Here is a 20234-nt window from a genome sequence, read left to right as displayed (position 1 = left end):
AGGAGCAGGACCTGCCATGCACCAGAACATTCGTTAACGAAGTGTATGGGCTGGCAGGTCTTTTATCATTTTACAGATGAAAGAGTGAGAGTATGTTTCCCCTTTTTACAAAGGTAAGCGCCAAGATCTATGGACTGGTTGGTTTATTCATATTACTTCTACTTGCTTGCCTAGCCAGTATGATTCTGGGACGTACGCATATCACGTTTCAGATGGCATGGGAAGCACTGCAATTCTATGACGAGAGTTCTGTGGAACATGTGGTTCTGCTGACGGAACGGTTGCCACGTACAGTTATTGCTGCTGTTGTAGGAGCAAGTTTGGCCGTGGCGGGTGGGCTGATGCAGGCATTGACACGTAACCCACTGGCATCACCGAGTGTGTTCGGAATTAATTCTGGTGCGATCTTTTTTATTGTTATTGCCATTGTTGTATTGTCCGTATCTTCGCTCACCACCATGATGTGGTTTGGTTTTGCAGGGGCTGCTGTAGCCGCGGCAATTGTATATGGGCTAGGTTCCCTCGGTCGTGATGGCCTGACACCGATCAAGATTGTACTGGCGGGGACGGCAATCTCCGCGTTATTTGCCTCGTTCACACAGGCCATTCTGGTGCTGGATGGAACCGGATTGCAGGATGTACTGTTCTGGCTTGCCGGTTCAGTAAGTGGTCGGACATTGGATATGTTATATCCTGTTCTGCCGTACATGACAGCCGCAGCTATTGTCTCTTTGTTCATGGGCAGAGCCATCAATCTGCTGTTGACGGGTGACGATATCGCCAAAGGCATGGGACAGAATGTACTTCTAGTCAAGGTGCTCATGGGAATTGTTACGGTATTGCTGGCGGGTGGTTCGGTTGCCGTAGCCGGTTCGATCGGTCTTGTCGGACTGGTTGTCCCGCATATCATGCGTGCACTGGTGGGCAATGATTACCGCTGGCTCGTTCCTTACTCTATTGTAGGGGGAGCGATTCTGCTGCTGTCCGCGGATGTGGTGGCAAGGTTGGTGATCATGCCGCAGGAAGTTCCACTCGGTGTCATGACTGCACTGATTGGCGGACCCTTCTTCGTGTATATTGCCCGCAAGGGGGTGACGAAAATATGAGGAAGGTGTTGACTTTTCGCAACAAAAAAGACACTGTCTCAGTGCAAATGGAACGAAAATCACTGGTTGTCATCGGTGTATGTATCCTCTTGTTCCTGATGGCAGGAGTGGTCGGTACCAGTGTAGGCAGTGACTTTATTTCTCCGCTGGATGTGCTCAGAACGATATTTGGTCTGAATGCAGGAGAGCATGACTTCGTCGTGCTGACCTTAAGACTGCCACGGGTGTTATTATCTCTGCTCGTAGGAGCAGCCCTCGGTATGTCAGGCGCACTTCTGCAAGGCATTATCCGTAATCCGCTGGCCTCACCGGATGTCATCGGCATCACCGGCGGCGCGGCCGTTGCAGCTGTAGGTTTTGTTACGCTGTTAGGTGGAGCGGTAAGTATCAAGTTGTTGCCATTGTTCGCCATCGCTGGCGCAATTGTGACGGCTTTGATCATCTATGTGCTTGCCTGGAAAAAGGGAGTCAGTCCGATCCGTCTGGTGCTGATCGGGATTGGAGTGTCAGCCATTACCGGAGCTGGAACGACCTTTATGCTGATCCTGAGTCCATTCTACACGGCAGGTCAAGCCTATATCTGGCTGACAGGAAGTGTATACGGAGCATCGTGGACCGATGTCCGAACGATTTTACCGGTTATCGTAATTGTTATACCGCTGGCGATCTGGTTCGCTCGCAGCCTGAATGCACAGGAGTTCGGGGATGATCTGGCCACAGGGCTGGGTGTAACTGTACAGCGGCATCGTACAGCGTTGTTGTTATGCAGTGTACTGCTGGCGGGAATCGCCGTTGCGGTTGCCGGAACCATTGGTTTTGTAGGCCTGATCGCTCCACATATTGCCCGAAAGCTGGTTGGACGGATGTTTGGCAGTATGCTGATTGTGTCTGGACTGGTTGGTGCTCTGCTTGTATTTGCGGCAGATCTGATTGCCCGCACTGCCTTTCTACCGCTGGATGTTCCCGCAGGGGTATTCACCGCAGGCGTAGGCGCACCATTTTTCCTGTATTTGTTGTTCAAGAATCGAAATCAGTTTTGAGGAGGAGAGAGCTGTGAGTATTCTGGAAGCCAAGGAGCTTACGATCTCCTATGGAGCAGATCCCATTATTGAAAATTTGAACCTGACCATTCCCAAGGGACAGATTACCGTTCTCATTGGCAGCAACGGCTGTGGCAAATCTACGCTGCTGCGTACGATGGCCCGGTTGCTGAAATCCAGCTCCGGTTCGGTGCTGATGGATGGCGAAGAGATTGCAAAGCTGCCGACCAAGGAGATTTCAAGGCGCATGTCCATCTTGCCGCAGGGTCCGACCGCTCCAGAAGGATTGACAGTGAACCAACTGGTCAAGCAAGGACGTTATCCATATCAAACATGGCTGAAGCAATGGTCTCGTGAGGATGAGCGTATGGTCAAGCTGGCACTGGAATCCACACATCTGACAGAACTCGCGGATCGACCTGTGGATGCATTGTCCGGTGGACAGCGTCAGCGTGCCTGGATTGCGATGACACTTGCGCAGGGTACCGAAACGCTACTATTGGATGAACCTACAACCTATCTGGATATGACACATCAGATTGATATCCTCGATCTGTTGTTTGAGTTGAACGAACGGGAAGGACGCACGATTGTTATGGTACTTCATGATCTGAATCTGGCATGTCGTTATGCGCATCACATTGTGGCTGTTCACAACAAGTCGATCTACGCAGAAGGTAAACCGGAAGATATTGTTACACAGGAGATGGTCCGTAAAGTCTTCCAGATGGAGTGTGAGATTGCGGTCGATCCACTGTTCGGTACACCAACCTGTATCCCGCATGGAAGGGGAAGGAAGCTGAATGGAGAACAGCGTTATACACAACTGGCTTGAGGATCAAAAAGTCCGTTTTTGATTCGTTCAATAGTTAATCAAAACTCCACATCAACTCCATTGTATGATCATGCAGATGACAAATAGGCAAGCCGTTGGTAAAACCATGTCCCAGGCTTGCCCGGTTTGTTGTGCCTATTATTCGATAAAAGCATACCTGCATCGACTCAAACTCACACTAAATTCAATCTTATTTTTCCTTAAAAGTTTATTATTGACAATATAGCTCGAATTGCCATAAAATAGATTTTATATGATATTGATAATCATTATCAATATGTGATTACAAAAAAATTGATGAAGTATGAGCTATATAAGTTGAATTAATCATTTACATGCAACGGAGAGGACAGAAAAAACCTGAAAAAGCGAAGCGTTCGCCTTTATCCCCGGATTTTTCCTTTGAGAAAAGGGAATCAAAAAATCTGGGGATAATAGCGATTGGAAGGTTGTTCTGTCATCGTAGTGTCAGCATAAATAATCTTTAATTCAACTTATATAGGAGCGAGTACCTTCATTCGATCGAGGAGGATTTTCAGTGTTTCCGAAAGGGATTCATAATCTGCAAAACCGACTCATTATAAGCAAAGCGAGAGAAATGGGCATCACCTGTGAGCCACTTCTTGAGGGATGCGAAGATTTCCTGAAGCTGTCTGTAGGGGACCAAGAGATCATCATTAACAAAACCAGATCTCATCGTCTGCCGTTAATCGCTGGACTGCTCGCGAAGAACAAGCAGGCATGTAATATGTTATTGCATGAACAGGGCATGCCTGTACCGTCATTTATCGTGATCCCGGAGATGGGAAGCGAAGCAGCAGATTTTCTGGAAAGGCATGGCTCCATTGTAGTGAAACCGCTGGATGCGAGCAGCAGTATGGGCGTGACGTTGGATGTGCGTACTGAAGAAGAACTGGAGACAGCCATTCAGCTTGCGAGTGTCCACGGCAGCAGCATTATGTTACAGCAATATGTGACCGGGATTGATTACAGAGTGCTGATCATCAACGGAGAAGTGGCGGCTGTGAACCAGTATCGGCCTGTCTATGTCGAGGGAGACGGAACTTCAACCGTTCGGGCGTTAATTGAGCAGTTGAATCAGGAACGAATCGAGATGACGCACATTGGCGAGTATGAAGCGTTTCCCGAGGTTAATGCAGAAACGGAACGACTGCTGGAGGTATTACATGCACAAGGGACAACACTGGGTGAAGTTCCTGCCGCGGGAAAAGAAATCGAGTTATACAATCTCCGCAATTCTGCCGCCGGAAAAATCAGTGAATTCTACAAGGATTGTACCGAAATCATTCATCCCGAAAATGCCCGGATGATTATTCAGGCGGCAAAGACTCTTCAGATCGATGTAGCAGGAGTTGATGTTCGTTGTCGTGATATCCGCACCCCGATCTCCAGAGATCTGGGAGGCATCCTGGAAGTGAACGCCTTGCCAGATCTGACACACCATGTCTTTCCCCATGGTGGAACAACTCGTGATGTGGTTCGGTTATACCTGGAATACCTGTGTCAGGAGCAACTTGAATATAAATAAATATAGCTTATAACAACGTATAGATGACAATATATGACGGATAACGGAAAACAGATAACGGATACCATCATTTAATTCGGACCTCACCATGATTTTGAACCAATACCAGGTCATATGCAAAATGTAGAACAAGAATCACAGGCAGCAGGTTCAGCCTGAATCGATTATAAGGAGCGTTAGAGGGCTATGTCAGTAGAGATGCAGACGGAATATCTGAAGATGCAAAATGAGAAGGAATCCAATGCAAGATCGTACCCGAGACATTTCCCACTTGTCATTAACAAGGCCCATGGGGTGAAGATTACCGATACGGAAGGCCGCATATTCTACGACTGCCTGGCTGGGGCAGGAACATTGGCGCTGGGGCATAACCATGACACGGTGGTCAACGCCATTCGCGATGTCCTGGATCAGCAGATTCCGCTTCATACACTGGATCTGGCAACACCGCTGAAGCTTTCATATATGCAAGAACTATTCTCCATTCTTCCGGCAGAGATGCGAGACAAAGCCAAAATCCAGTTCTGTGGTCCAACGGGGGCCGATGCAGTTGAAGCAGCCATTAAGCTGGTCAAACATGCAACAGGTGGCAAGTCTATTCTTGCCTTTCAGGGAGGTTATCACGGTTCGACCCAAGCGACAATGTCGATGAGTGGCAACCTGAGCAAGAAACAACATCTGCAAAGCCTGCTGCCCGATGTTCATTTCCTGCCTTTTCCTTATGAATACCGCTGCCCATTTGGTGTTGGTGAAGGCATGACGGCCCGGTTAAGCGCACAGTATATCGAGAACTTGCTCGATGATTGCGAGAGCGGTATTGCGGCACCGTGTGGGGTCATTGTGGAGACGGTGCAGGGTGAAGGTGGAGCCATCCCTGCAGATATCGAATGGCTGAGGGAGCTGCGCCGAATCACAGCAGAGCGAAGCATTCCGCTTATTATCGACGAAGTGCAGACAGGCATTGGACGTACAGGTCGAATGTTTTCGTTTGAACATGCCGGGATTGTACCTGATGTAATCATCTGCTCCAAAGCAGTTGGCGGAAGTCTGCCCATGTCTGTTGTCATCTACAAAGAAGAGCTGGACAAATGGCAGCCAGGTGCACATACAGGCACGTTCCGTGGCAATCAGCTCGCCATGGCAGCGGGACTTGCGACACTTCGTTATATTCGGGAACAGGATGTTTTACACAACGTACATCTGCGCAGTGAGCAGTTCATGAATCAACTGAATGCAATGAAAGAGCGGTATGCAGAGATTGGTGACGTGCGAGGCAGAGGACTGATGATCGGCGTTGAAGTGGTGGATCCAACAGGACGGAAGGATCGTCTGGGACATTATCTGCCTAATGGTGCGCTGGCTGAGTCTATTCAGCGCGAATGTTTCAAGAATGGATTAATTGTAGAACTGGGCGGGCGTCATTCAGCTGTTGTTCGTTTTCTGCCGCCGCTGAATATTACGGAGCAAGAATCGGGTGCAATCCTTGCGATCTTTGAGAAATCGGTAGCTGAAGCGATAGCCTTAGCAACAGCCGCATGCTGAAGCTTTCCCTGATGAAGAGGCATGCAGTATTACTCGCGATTCTGATCGGTGCTTTTTCGCTGGTACTGACCAACAGTGCATTTAACCTGCTGCTGCCTTATTTTGTGCAATATTATCAGATCTCTACGACAGCAGGCGGATGGATCATTGCCTTGTACATGCTGGCTATGACGTTAACAATGCCGCTGGCTTCCCTGATTGTGGACCGACTGGGGCGTAAGCAGACGTATATGTTGGGCATCAGCATCTATGGACTGTTCTCGGTGGCAGGTGCGTTGTTTTATCACTCTATTGAGGTACTGTTGCTGGTTCGTTTCATGCATGGCGTTGCCGCGGGGCTGATGATTCCGTTATCACTTGTGCTGCTTTTTGATGTCTACGGACCGGAGGTAAGGGGACGAATTACAGGAGCGTGGGGCTTGCTTCTTATGCTCGCTCCGGCTGCCGGTCCAACACTGGGGGGCTTCATCATTCAGTATGGACGGCTTGAAATGTTGTTCTGGCTCAATGTGCCACTGGCTATATTCTCGTTGATCGGGTGCGGTCGAGTCATTCAGACCTATATCCCTGCCCGTAGGAAAAAATGGCATCCATCCAGTGTCATGCTGCTGATCTGTGCGGTAGGTGCTCTTAGTCTGGGAGTACAGTTGTACGCAAGTCCTGTCGTGGCAGTATGGGTACCTTGGCTACTGATTGCGCTCGGTGTGGTGTTGCTCATTCGTTTTGTCCAGACCGAGAACGGTCGGAAGGAACCACTTATCCGGTACCAGTTACTGCGACGTAATGCCGTCTTTCCGCTGACCGTATTGATCTCGACGATTCAAGATTGTGTCATGTTTGGCGTAATCTTTGCATTGCCACTATTGTTCCAGGATGTCTTCCACCTGTCGCCTGCCTTATCTGGTGCGTTATTCATTCCCTTGTCGATCTGTACAAGTCTGTTCATGTGGATTGGCGGCAGCTTGCTGGATCGCGGTCGGTCCATGCATTTTATCGCATGGGGGACGTTGCTGGTTTCGATATCGATCTTATCGTTTGCGGTTCTGCCCATGGGAGCGTCAATATGGATCATCGGGATGCTCATGGCGTGTCGGGGAATTGGCGTTGGTTTGTCAGGCATGAGTATCTCTGCAATTGGTCTGCAAGCATTACCGGACGAAGATATGCACGAAGGGTCGGTGTTATCAACCACGATTGAGCGTCTTGCTTCTTCGTTTGCGGTGATGGGCTTGACCTTGTATTACGATATGCGTTGGCAATGGCTTGCCGGGGCAGGAACGTCCATGGAGATGGCAAAATGGGGAGCGCTCAAAGAGATCTGTATCGGACTTGGCTGCGCCATACTGCTTACACTTCCCCTGGTCTTACTTATAACCCGAAAGAAGGTTGGCATCATTGTTCGAGATGGAAAACAAGCTCCGGTCTGAGGCTGAGCAGCAGGCCCACGAACATTCGTGCAAGCTGCTGTTGAACTGTTACATCCGTGAGCTTGCGCTAGAGAAGGAAAGCGATATTCGGATCAATCCAAATACGCTGTCGTACACTGTTGCTTTTCAAGCCAGTAGGGTGAAGGTGACAGGACGCTTGTCTTATTACTCTGTCATAGGGGAGCATGAATACCTCAGCATGGAATCTGGCGGGGAAGCGGTGCATTATGGCGACCTGGTTCGTTGGATCACATCTGAGCTAAGCGGAAATGGGGAACAGGGAGCGAGTTCGGATCAACATGGAATGAAGAAAAGTGTGATGGAAATGAAGCGTTCACTTGAGGTGGATATTGCACATCCAAAGGGCGAGAATACGAATCGTGTAGATGCGACGTATGCCAAAGATTTTGCACAAAAGGTAGATAACAGTGTCGGTAACCTTACGTTGTATATCGAACAAGCAGCCGGTCTCGACATCCATGACTATCGCACATCTGAACAGTCACTGTTGTATGGTCATCCGTTCCATCCGTTTCCGAAGAACTCCAAAGGCTTCAGCGAGGATGATGTGCAGAAGTACAGTCCGGAGTTACGGACATCATTTCAACTCTGTTATATCGCCGTGAGACAGGATGTCTACGTGCAGGAATGGGTCGATGACGAGGCGGCAATGGATTTGCAAGACCTCCTGTGGAGCCATGTGGAGCCTATTTTAAAAGAAAAGAGTGAAATGTATGGGCTGCTGCCTGTCCATCCATGGCAATACGCATACATATCACGGTTGACCGAGATACAGTCCTATTTTCGAGATGAAAAATTAATCCTACTCGGTAGTGCGGGGCCTATCGTCTATCCAACTTCTTCGGTCCGTACGGTCTATGTTCCCGAATGGAACTGTAATATCAAGCTGTCACTGAATATGCAGATCACGAACATGATTCGCACCAACAGTGCTGAGCAGATGCACAGAACACTGGATGCCTCCAGATACGTCAGGCAGCATGACTGCTTCGGTGCTGAACCGAACACACATATTGCGTATGAGACGGGTGTAGCCACTTGTGCTTTTGAAGATGAAGAGTTAACCAGTCTGTTTACGATAGCTTATCGGCCCATTGAGTTTGATGTTGAGAATACGTATGTCTTATCCAGTCTGGTTGAAGCACCACTTCCCGGGATGCGTTCTAGGTTGATGACGATGCTGGGTGGTGGACGTGACATTGCCGAGCGTTGGCTGGAACGTTATCTGAAATGTTCTCTGCTACCGATTGTACAGACGGCGGGAGAGAAAGGTATTCATTTTGAAGCTCATTTACAGAATACCCTTGTGACCTTAAAGGATGGGTTGCCTGTTGAGTTTATCGTCCGCGATCTGGAAGGGGTCAGTGTGGATGAGGAACTTATAAGTGAGCAGGATCGTGCTACGTCCGATTTATTATTTTATTCGCGAGAGAAAGCCTGGGCGCGGACATCGTACTATTTTATCGTCAATCATCTGGGGTCTCTGATTCATGCGATGGCGCGAGATGTGAACGTCCCGGAGGAGCATTTCTGGAAACAGGTACGTGAGGTACTTGTGGAGGAGCTGGAACGAACGGGCAATGCATATGTACGACATCTGCTGACAACGGATGCATTTCTGGCCAAACAAAACTTGGTGAGTTGTGTAAGAGGGATCAGCCAGACCCCGGCCTACGTGCCGGTGAGCAATGTAATGAAACGAATGGGGAGTGAAGTGCGTGGGAGTCGTGAGATACAGGGCTGAAGCAGGCGGCAAGACAGAAGCAGTCTACGTGGCTGTACAGGAACGGATCATGCGGCAGACGCTGGAGGCGATGTGGTTCGAAGGCATCCTGGACAGTCATGTAAGTGGGAGCGAATGGCGAACCAGCGGCCTCACATCTTCCGGCGATTCTGTGGCGTACACGTGTGAAGCTGAACGGAAGTTTTCATTTGGCCGGGTGAAGGTGAAGAAGGGTTCGATCCAAAGAGAAGGCGTATCCTGCACCGATCTGGATCTGTTTTTGGAGGAAATCGTACTGAACGCGTTGAAGGGGGCAAATGTCACGGCTTTTATCCAGGAACTACTCGAAACGATGGCAAAGGACAGTCAGTGCCAAGCTATATTGCCCTTGAACATTCCGAATGAAGATCGGCATTATGATGCGCTCGAAAGTCACATGACCGACGGTCATCTGTACCACCCGAGTTATAAGTCGAGGTTGGGATTTTCTTTGAAAGACAATCTGGCCTATGGCCCTGAATTTAACTCGGAGGTTTCATTAGTCTGGGTTGCTGTGAAAAAAGATTTGGCTCAGACCGCTGTATCCGTAGGGTATAGCTCTGAAGAATTGGTAGGGCAACATCTGACCGCAGAGGATATGCAGCGATTTCAACAGATCCTGCAACAACAAGTTCGAACGGACATGGGCGAGAACGCCAACGCATATGTGGCGAGTGTAGATCAGCTTGGGAGCAGTGCCGAAGTTGGTGAGAGCGTTGGAGAGACAATCCAAGCGAAGCTTCATGGGGGAGTTCGTGAAAAAGGCGAAACAGTCCGTAGCTCGGGTAGGGAAGACGGCAAGGTTGGCATAGGAATAGGTTCTGACATTGGTGATCGATATGTATTCATTCCGGTTCATCCGTGGCAGTGGGAGCATCAGTTGGAGTCGGTATATACCCGTCAACGGATGGATGGGGACATCGTATATCTCGGTCCATCGTCTTCGCCCTATCGTGCACAGCAGTCGATCCGTTCACTGTCAAACCGGGTGAACCCGGAAGCCCCATACATCAAGCTGGCTCTCAGCATCACCAACACGTCGAGCACACGTATTCTGGCACAGCATACGACCCAGAACGCGCCGCTGATCAGCGACTGGCTGGATACACTTGTACGTGAAGATGAGCTGTTGCAGCGGGCACAGTTTGGCATTTTGAAAGAAATCATGGGACTGTCGTTCCATTATGAGCAGTTGCCTGCAACCCAGTATGGACGGGCCTACGGCACACTCGGTGCCATCTGGCGGGAGAATGTATCGGTTCATCTGAAGGAAGGCGAGACCGCATGGCCGCTGAATGCGCTGATGTTGGTGCAGCCGGATGGTGTTCCATTTATTCAGGATGCTGTAGAACGACATGGTGTGGAAAAGTGGAGTGAGGCCCTTGTTCGCACAGTTACCCTGCCGATTATTCATTTGCTCTATGCACATGGGATTGCGCTGGAATCGCATGCTCAGAATATCATTTTGGTACTGGAAGATGATCTGCCGACACGAATCCTTATCAAGGATCTGCATGATGGTGTTCGCTATGTACCGGATCAATTGTTGCACCCGGAACGGGCACCGAAGCTGAACCCGGAGCCAGAAACCCACCGCAAGTTCAATCGATACTCCTTCATTTATGCTGGAGATGTGTCGGAAGTCCGTGACTATACCTATGACGCATTCTTTTTTATCTGCATGACGGATATTGCGTTGGCTTTGGAGAAGTTTGGGTTGTCCGAGGAAGCGTTCTGGCAGCTGTGCGCAGGTGTGATTGTGGATTATCAGAAGCAGCACCCGGAATACGCAGAGCGGTTCATTGCATTTGACCTTTTTGCCGAAGATGCACTGATTGAAGAGATGACCAAGCGCCGTCTGTATGGGGATGGAGAGTTATATTTCCGCAAAGCGAGCAATCCGCTCAAGATATCAAAGGATGTACTTGAATCAAATGGAACACCCGAATTAAAGGGAATCGTCGAATGAGGATTAACACGCTGAAGGAAAAAATTGCACGCAAACAGCCCGTATACGGCCTTTTTGTATCCATACCACACCCGGTGATCATTGAGATGATCGGACATGCGGAATATGATTTTGTCATTATTGATCTGGAACATGCCGCAACATCGATGGAATCGGTAGAAGATTTGGTTCGTGCGGCGGAACTGGTGGGCCTAACCCCGTTGGTTCGAATTTCGAAGGTGGAGCGAGTGGAGATTCTGAAAGTGCTGGACTGTGGCGCACAAGGTATCGTCATTCCACATGTCGAGCAACTGGAGCAGGTGGAGGAAGCGGTTCGTCACGCCTACTATCATCCGGTTGGCATGCGGAGCTTGAATAGTGGTCGTCCCGGTGTATTCGGAAAATATCCGCTCACGGGATATATTGGGAAAGCGAACGAACAAGTGATGGTTGTACCCATGATCGAAAGTGTGGAGGGTGTTCGGCAGAGTACACAGATTCTGTCTCACCCTCAGGTGAGTTTTGTATTGGAAGGGGCGGCGGATCTGTCGCAATCCCTCGGCGTGCCATGGCAGACAGAGCACCCGGATGTGAGACGTGCACTGGATGAATTGCATGCTACTGCCCAGCAGTGCGAAGTACCTTATGCAACGGTCACCAGAGGTGTGGAGGATATGTCGCTCTGGGCTGAGCGGGGAGTACATATATATGTGCTTGGTGATGATCGGAATACGGCGTTTCGGGCATATGCCCAAAAACGGAATGACTACAGGAATGCGGGTGGGCAGATATGAAACCTAGTGTATGGCAGGCGATCGATGAACTTCAACGAGGGATGGAAGACCCGGTATGTGCGTATATCTATGATCTGGCGGGCATTCAGGAACAGGTACGTCAGATGTTGGGCAGTATGCCCGGAAACACACAGTTGTTCTACGCTATCAAGGCGAATCCTGATCCGCGGATCATTGAGGCGCTGCTTCCATTTGTGAAGGGCTTTGAAGTGGCTTCAATTGGAGAGCTGCTGAAGGTTAGAGCGGTAAGTCGCGAGGTTCAAATTCTGTTTGGAGGTCCGGGTAAAAAGGAGAGCGAACTGAGGCTGGCGATCGAGCAGCGCGTGAGCTACATCCATGTGGAGAGTCTGTTGGAACTTCGGCGCATCATTGCGATTGCGAAAGAGAGGGCGATGGAGCAGGAGCAGGTGCAGGAGAGCAGGCAGAAGCAAGAATGGGAGCAGAACCCGGAGCAGAGATATACGCAAGCATACGGCGAGAAACTGATGCAAGAGCAGAAGCAAAAACAGAAGCAAAAACAGAAGCAAAAACAGAAGCAAGCGCAGGAGGTGCGCATTCTGCTCCGAATCAATCTGCGAAGCAGTACGTTACCTCGGACGAAGATTGTCATGGGCGGTGGGCCGAGTCCTTTTGGAATTGATGAAGAGGCGGTGGAAGAAGCCATTGAACTCATTCGTGTGGAAGGCGCGGGTGTGGTTCGGCTAAGCGGGTTCCATTTTCACTCCTTGTCCAACAATATGGATGCAAGGCTGCACGCCGAGATGATCGAGTTGTATTTGCAAAAGGTGGAACAGTGGCAGCAACAGTATGATCTTCCTGTGAAAGTGGTGAATGCAGGAGGTGGGTTCGGTGTTACGTATGATGGCAGCCCCGGATTCGACTGGCCCTTGTTCACTTCCCTGCTGGAGCAAAGTGAAGCCAGAGAGCGCCTTGCTTCACGCGGAGGTCAGCTGTATTTTGAAACGGGTCGACTACTGGTGGCAGACCATGGGTACTACGCAGCAGAAGTTACGGATATCAAAACCTCTCATGATCAGTATTTTGCCGTGTTAAGAGGAGGTACGCACCACAATCGTCTGCCTGCTTCATGGGGGCATAACCACCCGTTCCAGATTATGGAGACGGACCGTTGGAAGCATTCATTTGCCCGTCCAGAGGTAAAAGATCGTCGAGTCCATATCGTAGGTGAGCTATGCACGCCCAAGGATCGCATGCATTCTGATGCGGAGGTAGCACTGCTGCGCGTGGGAGATATTGTTTTGTTTGAAAAGTCTGGGGCTTATTGCTGGACCATCTCGCATCATGATTTTCTGGGGCATCCGCACCCGGCATTCCATTATCTAACGGAGGACAATAATCATGTCAACACTGATGAAACGTTCCAGTCTGCAAGCCGCTGAACGCCGGATTATGGCGGATCTGATGAATTCATTTTTGTCGGAGCAATTACTCCCACTGGAGGATCACCCATTCATTGATTTTGCCGAAGCACCTGCACCGTTCCGTCGATTGTACAAGGGATATGACAGCGAAGAGCATAATCATAATGTAGCGTCTCGCTATAGATTGCATACGCAAGGTGTACTGTGTCTGGTTGAAACTGGAGTAAGACAGGGGACTCAGTGGGTTCAGGGTTCACCGATCTACAAGGAGAAAACAGATGGAAGCTGGGTTCTCCTTGATACTCCGGCAGAAGTTGGACGTGCGGTGTTACAGAGGGCTTTGTCGGATAAGGCCTATGCGCAGCCTGGGGTGGCGGAATTCCTGGTTAGTCTGGACATTGCTGTGGAGCAGTATGCTTTGGGCTGGGAACAAGTCCAGTATCTGTCCGCTAACGTCCCGGCTTCTGCGTATGAATGGTTTATCAAGGGGGAGCGCGTTGCGGCATTGCGGGATCGTCCATTTCACCCATCGTCCAAAGCCAAGGTGGGATTCAATGTAGAAAATGTAACACGGTATGCAGCAGAATTCGGGAAGGCGATTTCGCTGCGCTGGGTGGCTATACGTTTGGATGCCGTGCAACAAGGGTGTGAAGATGGATTGTCCATTTTGGATATGTTAGACGATGTTCAGCGCGGAGTGGTGGAAGCAGAGTTTGCCCGTAAAGGAATCACGTTGGACGAATATCTACCGATGCCTGTTCACCCGTGGCAATTGGAACATGTGATTCTGCCCCGCTTTACTGGAGAGATCGAAGAGGGTAGCATTGTCGTATTGGACATAGAAGTGGGCGACGTACAGGCCACATCCTCTCTGCGCTCGATGGCTCCGTCATCTGAATCCACCCTAATGCTCAAGCTACCGGTTAGTGTGCTGTCTCTGGGGGCTGCTCGTTATCTTCCGGTAGTCAAACTTCTGAATGGTCTTGCTGGAGAACGCATGTTAAGGCAGGCCGTTGCTTGTGACGAGACGTTGAAGGACAAGGTGTATATGTGTGAAGAGCAGAACTGGTGGGGCTTTATGCCAGAATCCATGGGACTGTTCGATGATCATCCACGCCATCTGGCAGCACAGATTCGTGTGTATTCCGCTGAATTGCTTAATGAAGCCTACAAAGTCATTCCAATGGCTGCACTGGGTGTGAATCTGGAAGGTAACCATCTATTAAAGGACATTCTGGGGGATGATCTGAGTAGCACGAATGTTCTCGACTTTTATACCAGTATAGCTACGACGTTCTATGATATCGTGATGCGTCTGTTCAAGATGGGTGTTGTACCTGAGATTCATGGTCAGAACTGCTGTCTGGTGTTGAAGGATAATGAGGTAAAAGGTCTCTTGTTCCGCGATCATGATTCCGTGCGTTTGCATCAGCCTTATCTGGACAAACATGGAATTGCAGACCCTGCCTATCATATTCGTCCAGGCTACTCGAACAGCTTGTATAACGAGACGATCCAGAAGCTGATTTTCTATGTGCAGTCTTTGGGGACGCAGGTGAATCTGGCTGCGATCATGGAGGCACTGAGCGAAGTGTATCACATTCCCGAAACGAAGTTATGGGAGATCACGGAGCAGGCTTGGAAGGAAGCGCTACAACATGTGCATCTTCCCGAATCCGACCGGGCCGCACTCGCTCATGCGATATTCGAGAGCAAGGAGTGGCCCGTGAAGTTAGTTGTCCGTCCGCTGCTTGAAGCGGATGGGGTGCCTGGCGCGATGCCATCGGGCAAAGGCATAGGGTGGAACCCTTTTTACAAGGGATAGAGGTTAAGTGTTGTTAGTGCAGGAGTGTATTGAGAAGAAGTGGCGTGCTAAAGGAGAGAACAGAGAAGGTGACCCGGTTGACGGGTTGCCTTTTTGGTTTGTTGTCATCGAAAGTTACAATGCTTGGAGGGAATATAACGTTCATCATTATGGCTAAAAAATCTTATGAAAAGGAGTTACAGGAAAGAGACTGATGGTATAATCGGGTTATGTGTTATAGTCATACTTGTGTATTACCGAAAAGGTTTTCGGAGAAAGCGACATTTACTGTTGTAACCGCAATCATAATTTACTTCAAGAAAGTGAGAAACTAACATGAATCAGAAGAGACTTTTTAATGATGGATGGCAATTTGCGAAAAGCAAGCTGGACGTTACGGAACCTGCGGGTCTGGTGTTCGAACCTGTGGAACTTCCCCATGATTGGCTGATATATAATACGCTTGAACTATATGAAGACAGCATCGGATGGTACCGAAAGACGTTCCATTACACGAAGGATGAGCAGCAGCTTCTGCTTTGTTTTGATGGCGTATACATGGACTCTTCGGTGTATGTGAACGGGCAGCTGGTTGGGGAGTGGAAGTATGGCTATTCTGCTTTTGAACATGAGATCACGAATGCACTGATGGAAGGCGACAATGAGATTGTTGTCAAAGTGGTCCATCAGAGCCCGAACAGCAGATGGTATTCCGGGGCCGGAATCTATCGCCATGTGTGGCTGAAGACGAGAGACCGCAACCATATTGTTACGGATGGGATCTATGTATCTATTAATCAGCATCCGAATGGCTGGCAGGTGGAAGTAGATACGGAACTGAACCTGGAACAGAATCAGAACGCAGAGTTGGTGCATACGATCCGGAATGAAGGTCAGGTGGTGGCATCGACGAAGACGAATGTTACGGCTTCGCTGGGTGAGAATGCGGTCGTATTGGCAGATAGCCAACAGATCATTGTGGAGAGTCCAAACCTGTGGAGCCCGGATGCACCGCATCTGTATGAACTGGTGACTGAGTTGCGATTGATCTCGGAAGATCGGACAGTTGAATCGGTATCACAGCGCATTGGATTCCGGGATATCAAACTTGATGCCAATGAAGGGTTCCACCTGAACGGGGTCAAGATGAAGCTGAACGGCGTGTGTGAACATCACGATCTTGGGGCGCTGGGAGCTGCGTTTAACCTGACGGCATTGCGTAGAAGATTTGTTTTGCTCAAAGAAATGGGCGTTAACGCCATCCGTACCGCGCATAATATGCCTGCCAAAGAGTTCATGGAACTCGCGGATGAGATGGGTATGCTGGTTGTGTCTGAAGCCTTTGATATGTGGGAACGTGCCAAAACGCCATACGATTATGCGAGATTTTTCCCGGAGTGGGTGCATACGGATGTGAAGAGTTGGGTGAAGCGCGACCGTAACCATGCCAGTCTGATCATGTGGAGTATCGGGAACGAAATTTATGATACCCATGCGGATGAGCGTGGACAGGAAGTAACTCGGATGCTGATGGATTATGTGCTGGAATTTGATCCAAAAGGTAATGCTGGCGTGACGATTGGTTCGAACTACATGCCTTGGGAAAATGCACAAAAATGCGCGGATATCGTGAAGCTGGCAGGCTACAACTACGCGGAAAAATACTACGACAAACATCATGAAGAACATCCGGACTGGATCATCTATGGTAGTGAAACGTCTTCGGTGGTGCAAAGTCGTGGCATTTATCACTTCCCGTTCGAACAGCCGATTCTGGCAGATGATGACGAGCAGTGCTCGGCTTTGGGTAACAGTACGACCAGCTGGGGCGCGAAGTCGGCAGAATACTGCATCTTGGCAGAACGGGATACACCATATTCGCTGGGTCAGTTCCTGTGGACCGGATTCGATTATATCGGAGAACCGACACCGTATCATACGAAGAATTCGTATTTTGGACAGTTGGATACGGCAACGTTCCCGAAAGACTCTTATTATATCTACCAAGCGGCTTGGACGGATTATAAGAAAAGTCCGATGGTTCACCTGTTCCCTTATTGGGATTTCAGCCCGGGTCAGATTATTGATGTACGCGTGTGCAGCAACGCGCCGAAGATTGAGCTGCAACTCAACGGTAAAACCATTGGTACGTACGATATCGATCATGCCAACGGAACACAGCTGTCTGGCTGGTGGAAAGTGCCGTACGAAGAGGGCGAGCTGAAAGCGATCGCTTACGATGAGAACGGCCAGATCATTGCAACCGATGTGCAAAGATCCTATACGGATGCGAAGAAGATTCGTCTGCAAGCGGATCGGGAGCAGCTACAAGCGAATGGCACAGACCTTATTTTTGTAGAAATTGATGTGGAAGATGAAGCGGGTAATCCGGTTCACAATGCAAACAACCGCGTGCAAGTTCAGGTGACTGGTGCAGGACGACTGCTGGGTCTGGATAATGGGGACAGCACCGACTATGATCCCTACAAAGGGTTGAGCAGAAGACTATTCAGCGGCAAGCTGATGGCGATCATCGGAGCGACAAATGAACCTGGAACGGTGCGGATTGAAGTTTCTTCCGAAGGTTTGGAAGGGGCTGTAGCTGAGTTTGAATCGCGGGTTGTGGATACAGAACTTGATGGTGAAAAACAAGTGCAACCTGTCTTCATGAACAATGAAGAACGTCCGGTGCTGACGGGAAATGCTCAGGAGATTCCTTTGCGCAAAATCGAGATCATCAGTGCTGCAGGACAGTTGCTTGATCCATCCAACCCGGAGCTGGTCGTAACCGCCAAGCTGTATCCGGAGAACACTTCCTACCCAGATATCGAGTGGGCTGTTGTGAATGATGCGGGGATCGAGTCCAACATTGCCAAAGTGGAAGCTGTCCAAACAGAAACAGGCGACAACGGTGAGCATCAACATGCGGTGAAGGTATCGGCTATAGGTGACGGGGAGTTCCGGCTTCGCGCAACCAGTACCAACGGTACGGATAAAACGAAACTGATCTCCCAGCTGGAGTTCAAGGCGGACGGTCTCGGTACAGCCTACAAAGATCCATACGGCTTCATCACGGGTGGACTGTACGATTACACCAAAGGTGAGGTTGGTAACGGCAATGAGCGCGGGGTAGCGACAAGTCGGGATGGAGAGACGCATGTAGGCTTCCGTAATATTGACTTTGGACCGTACGGCTCCGATACCATAACGATTCCTATCTTTACGTTGTCCACGGAGGACTACTTCATTCAGATCTGGGAAGGTATGCCGGATGAAGAGGGAAGCACGATGATCGCGGATGTGGTGTATGACAAAGAGTCCATCTGGAATGTATACCAGGAAGAGACATACCACTTATCCAAACGCCTTAGCGGGATCACGTCGATCTGTTTTGTACTGAAGCAGAAGATTCATATTAAAGGCTTCTCCTTCGAACGTCAGAGTCGGGCCTTTGAACAGAATGCGGCTGCATCCTGTGATCATCTCTACGGAGATACGTTCAAAATTGAAGCTGATCGAGTAGAAGGTATCGGGAACAACGTGTCGCTGGAGTTTGAAAACATGGACTTTACGGCAGAAGGCACATCCAAGCTCGTGATTTACGGTCATTCACCAATTGATAAAAATACGATTCATATTCGCTTTGCAGGTGCGGACGGCCAGAGCAACCAGCTGGTTGAGTTCACCCAGTCGGGTGGATATGAGGAACGGGTGTTTGAGCTTGAGCAAGTGACAGGTGTGCAGAAAGTAAGCTTTATCTTCCTGCCAGGCAGTCAGTTTGACTTTGGCTGGTTCCGATTCGAGAAATAAATGTGATGGAAATATAAAACCCCTTCAAGCATGCATCGGTCCATGGGAACGTGGATCTGAATCGCTTGCGTGAAGGGTTTTTCTTGTATGTATTTGTGAGAGAAAACATCAATGAAACTGCTCTGCTTCAACTGAGAGATCTAAGTGATGACCTATTCTGCTATAAATGTACAACTTAATATCCGTGTCTTGTAATGCAAGCAGGTTGATCGTTTTATCACTATTTCTGCTGATAGATGTTTCCATAGGTTCACTTCCCTCATCTACATACATCTTCACATATACCGTGTGGTTGCTGTTGTTTTCAATCGATATGTTGGCATGTGTTCCATTCGAAGCAACCATTGTGAAGCTGCCGTTGTATGCGGAACGACCTTCATGTTTAGTTTGAGCAATGAGCAGAACAGGTGTGGATATTGGGACGGAGCGCTCCATTTCATGGGCTAGTCCGGTTGATTGCCACTCATTTGTTGAAGTTAGAGCCGCTGTACTTGCTGAATGGGTGGATAGTAGTACAGATAGAGCCAGTGCTACACCGAGCATTGTTTTTAAGGTCATTAAATTAACCCCCTACTGAATGATAAATCACTAAAATATTCGTTCCTGTTTATACATTTCTATGATTCTAAACGTTTGGGACAACGAGGGAGTTACAGATAAATGACAAATTAAGCATAATCATGCAACAAAGGATAGTATTGAACCGTTTCATAGATGAGGTGATGGAATGAGAAAAAGTATGCTTATCCTATCGTTGGCTTTAATGCTGTTAACTGCCTGTCAGGCAAATGAACCAACAACGAATCCTTCCGGAATTACGCAAGCTTTTCCAGAAATTATCGAGCCCCATAATCCAGAGCAAGCGGAGCAAAGCGGGGATGTGGTTGTGCTTCATGGAGGCATACGGAACGAAGATAAGTGGAACACATTTATGAAGAATGTGGAGAAAAAACATCAGGATCAGGTTCGTGTAACGATGTATACCATTGAAGGTGGGCCCATTATCCAGGAATTGATCTATGATGGTACAGCTATTCAATCGACTTACGATAACTCAAGGGATGCCTACGGCTCCAAACAGGGAATGAAGACTGACACCTGCAAAGGGATCGTGACAATGAAGAGTGAGCAGGGACATATTTTTTACGTGTTAACCGGGTGTGAGAAGGAAGAGAACCCCTTTTGGATGCCTAAGTTGTAAATGAGATGTATCC

Annotated in this window: 14 protein-coding genes; 13 read left to right on the top strand and 1 reads right to left on the bottom strand. The window is 49.1% G+C overall.

Translation table 11 applies throughout. The annotated features are described in order from the left end of the window. Positions 1-92 precede the first annotated feature (92 nt). The 12 genes from MHI01_RS13765 to MHI01_RS13710 all read left to right on the top strand — a co-directional run bounded on the left by MHI01_RS13765 (position 93) and on the right by MHI01_RS13710 (position 19020). The gene (locus tag MHI01_RS13765; RefSeq protein ID WP_076253444.1) at positions 93-1106 is read left to right on the top strand and encodes a FecCD family ABC transporter permease; all 1014 of its coding nucleotides are present in this window, start codon (positions 93-95) and stop codon (positions 1104-1106) included. Next, entirely contained in the window at positions 1103-2146 is a 1044-nt protein-coding gene (locus MHI01_RS13760) for a FecCD family ABC transporter permease (protein WP_340983384.1), read from the top strand. The genes MHI01_RS13765 and MHI01_RS13760 overlap by 4 nt, the downstream gene beginning before the upstream one ends. A 13-nt stretch (positions 2147-2159) precedes the next feature. After that, positions 2160-2981, top strand: coding sequence for an ABC transporter ATP-binding protein (locus MHI01_RS13755; RefSeq protein ID WP_340983383.1), 822 nt, complete (start codon positions 2160-2162; stop codon positions 2979-2981). A gap of 538 nt (positions 2982-3519) precedes the next feature. Then, entirely contained in the window at positions 3520-4530 is a 1011-nt protein-coding gene (locus MHI01_RS13750) for a hypothetical protein (protein ID WP_340983382.1), read from the top strand. Between the two features lie 186 nt (positions 4531-4716). Then, the gene (locus MHI01_RS13745; protein ID WP_340983381.1) at positions 4717-6072 is read left to right on the top strand and encodes a diaminobutyrate--2-oxoglutarate transaminase; all 1356 of its coding nucleotides are present in this window, start codon (positions 4717-4719) and stop codon (positions 6070-6072) included. After that, positions 6066-7499: an MFS transporter gene (locus MHI01_RS13740; protein ID WP_340983380.1), complete on the top strand. Its 1434-nt coding sequence runs from the start codon at positions 6066-6068 to the stop codon at positions 7497-7499. The genes MHI01_RS13745 and MHI01_RS13740 overlap by 7 nt, the downstream gene beginning before the upstream one ends. Further along, positions 7477-9264, top strand: coding sequence for an IucA/IucC family protein (locus MHI01_RS13735; RefSeq protein WP_340983379.1), 1788 nt, complete (start codon positions 7477-7479; stop codon positions 9262-9264). Before MHI01_RS13740 ends, MHI01_RS13735 begins: the two co-directional genes overlap by 23 nt. Further along, positions 9239-11251 carry an IucA/IucC family protein gene (locus MHI01_RS13730; protein ID WP_340983378.1) on the top strand — a complete coding sequence of 671 codons (2013 nt, stop codon included), beginning with the start codon at positions 9239-9241 and terminating at the stop codon, positions 11249-11251. The genes MHI01_RS13735 and MHI01_RS13730 overlap by 26 nt, the downstream gene beginning before the upstream one ends. Further along, entirely contained in the window at positions 11248-12024 is a 777-nt protein-coding gene (locus tag MHI01_RS13725; RefSeq protein WP_340983377.1) for an HpcH/HpaI aldolase family protein, read from the top strand. The genes MHI01_RS13730 and MHI01_RS13725 overlap by 4 nt, the downstream gene beginning before the upstream one ends. Next, entirely contained in the window at positions 12021-13424 is a 1404-nt protein-coding gene (locus MHI01_RS13720; RefSeq protein WP_340983376.1) for a type III PLP-dependent enzyme, read from the top strand. Before MHI01_RS13725 ends, MHI01_RS13720 begins: the two co-directional genes overlap by 4 nt. Then, entirely contained in the window at positions 13384-15231 is a 1848-nt protein-coding gene (locus MHI01_RS13715; RefSeq protein ID WP_340983375.1) for an IucA/IucC family protein, read from the top strand. Before MHI01_RS13720 ends, MHI01_RS13715 begins: the two co-directional genes overlap by 41 nt. A gap of 315 nt (positions 15232-15546) precedes the next feature. After that, on the top strand, positions 15547-19020 hold the full coding sequence (locus tag MHI01_RS13710; RefSeq protein ID WP_340983374.1) for a glycoside hydrolase family 2 TIM barrel-domain containing protein: 3474 nt from the start codon (positions 15547-15549) through the stop codon (positions 19018-19020). A gap of 108 nt (positions 19021-19128) precedes the next feature. Here MHI01_RS13710 and MHI01_RS13705 read toward each other — a convergent pair whose 3' ends face one another. After that, positions 19129-19578 (bottom strand): hypothetical protein, encoded by a 450-nt coding sequence (locus tag MHI01_RS13705; RefSeq protein WP_340983373.1) that lies wholly within the window; start codon positions 19576-19578, stop codon positions 19129-19131. A gap of 169 nt (positions 19579-19747) precedes the next feature. Between MHI01_RS13705 and MHI01_RS13700 the strand changes: the two genes are divergently transcribed. Next, the gene (locus MHI01_RS13700; protein ID WP_340983372.1) at positions 19748-20221 is read left to right on the top strand and encodes a DUF4362 domain-containing protein; all 474 of its coding nucleotides are present in this window, start codon (positions 19748-19750) and stop codon (positions 20219-20221) included. Positions 20222-20234: the final 13 nt, after the last annotated feature.

Source organism: Paenibacillus sp. FSL M7-0656 (genome assembly GCF_038003225.1).
Lineage (GTDB): Bacteria > Bacillota > Bacilli > Paenibacillales > Paenibacillaceae > Paenibacillus > Paenibacillus amylolyticus.
The sequence above is the reverse complement of the archived record's forward strand: the minus strand, read 5'-3'. Positions and strand labels throughout refer to the sequence as shown.

What these genes read in the sequence shown, in the direction of transcription:
- MHI01_RS13765 (WP_076253444.1), top strand. Translation starts at nt 93, where the DNA reads ATGTTTCCCCTTTTTACAAAGGTAAGCGCCAAGATCTATGGACTGGTT.
- MHI01_RS13760 (WP_340983384.1), top strand. Translation starts at nt 1,103, where the DNA reads ATGAGGAAGGTGTTGACTTTTCGCAACAAAAAAGACACTGTCTCAGTG.
- MHI01_RS13745 (WP_340983381.1), top strand. Translation starts at nt 4,717, where the DNA reads ATGTCAGTAGAGATGCAGACGGAATATCTGAAGATGCAAAATGAGAAG.
- MHI01_RS13740 (WP_340983380.1), top strand. Translation starts at nt 6,066, where the DNA reads ATGCTGAAGCTTTCCCTGATGAAGAGGCATGCAGTATTACTCGCGATT.
- MHI01_RS13735 (WP_340983379.1), top strand. Translation starts at nt 7,477, where the DNA reads ATGGAAAACAAGCTCCGGTCTGAGGCTGAGCAGCAGGCCCACGAACAT.
- MHI01_RS13725 (WP_340983377.1), top strand. Translation starts at nt 11,248, where the DNA reads ATGAGGATTAACACGCTGAAGGAAAAAATTGCACGCAAACAGCCCGTA.
- MHI01_RS13720 (WP_340983376.1), top strand. Translation starts at nt 12,021, where the DNA reads ATGAAACCTAGTGTATGGCAGGCGATCGATGAACTTCAACGAGGGATG.
- MHI01_RS13715 (WP_340983375.1), top strand. Translation starts at nt 13,384, where the DNA reads ATGTCAACACTGATGAAACGTTCCAGTCTGCAAGCCGCTGAACGCCGG.
- MHI01_RS13710 (WP_340983374.1), top strand. Translation starts at nt 15,547, where the DNA reads ATGAATCAGAAGAGACTTTTTAATGATGGATGGCAATTTGCGAAAAGC.
- MHI01_RS13705 (WP_340983373.1), bottom strand. Translation starts at nt 19,578, where the DNA reads ATGACCTTAAAAACAATGCTCGGTGTAGCACTGGCTCTATCTGTACTA.
- MHI01_RS13700 (WP_340983372.1), top strand. Translation starts at nt 19,748, where the DNA reads ATGAGAAAAAGTATGCTTATCCTATCGTTGGCTTTAATGCTGTTAACT.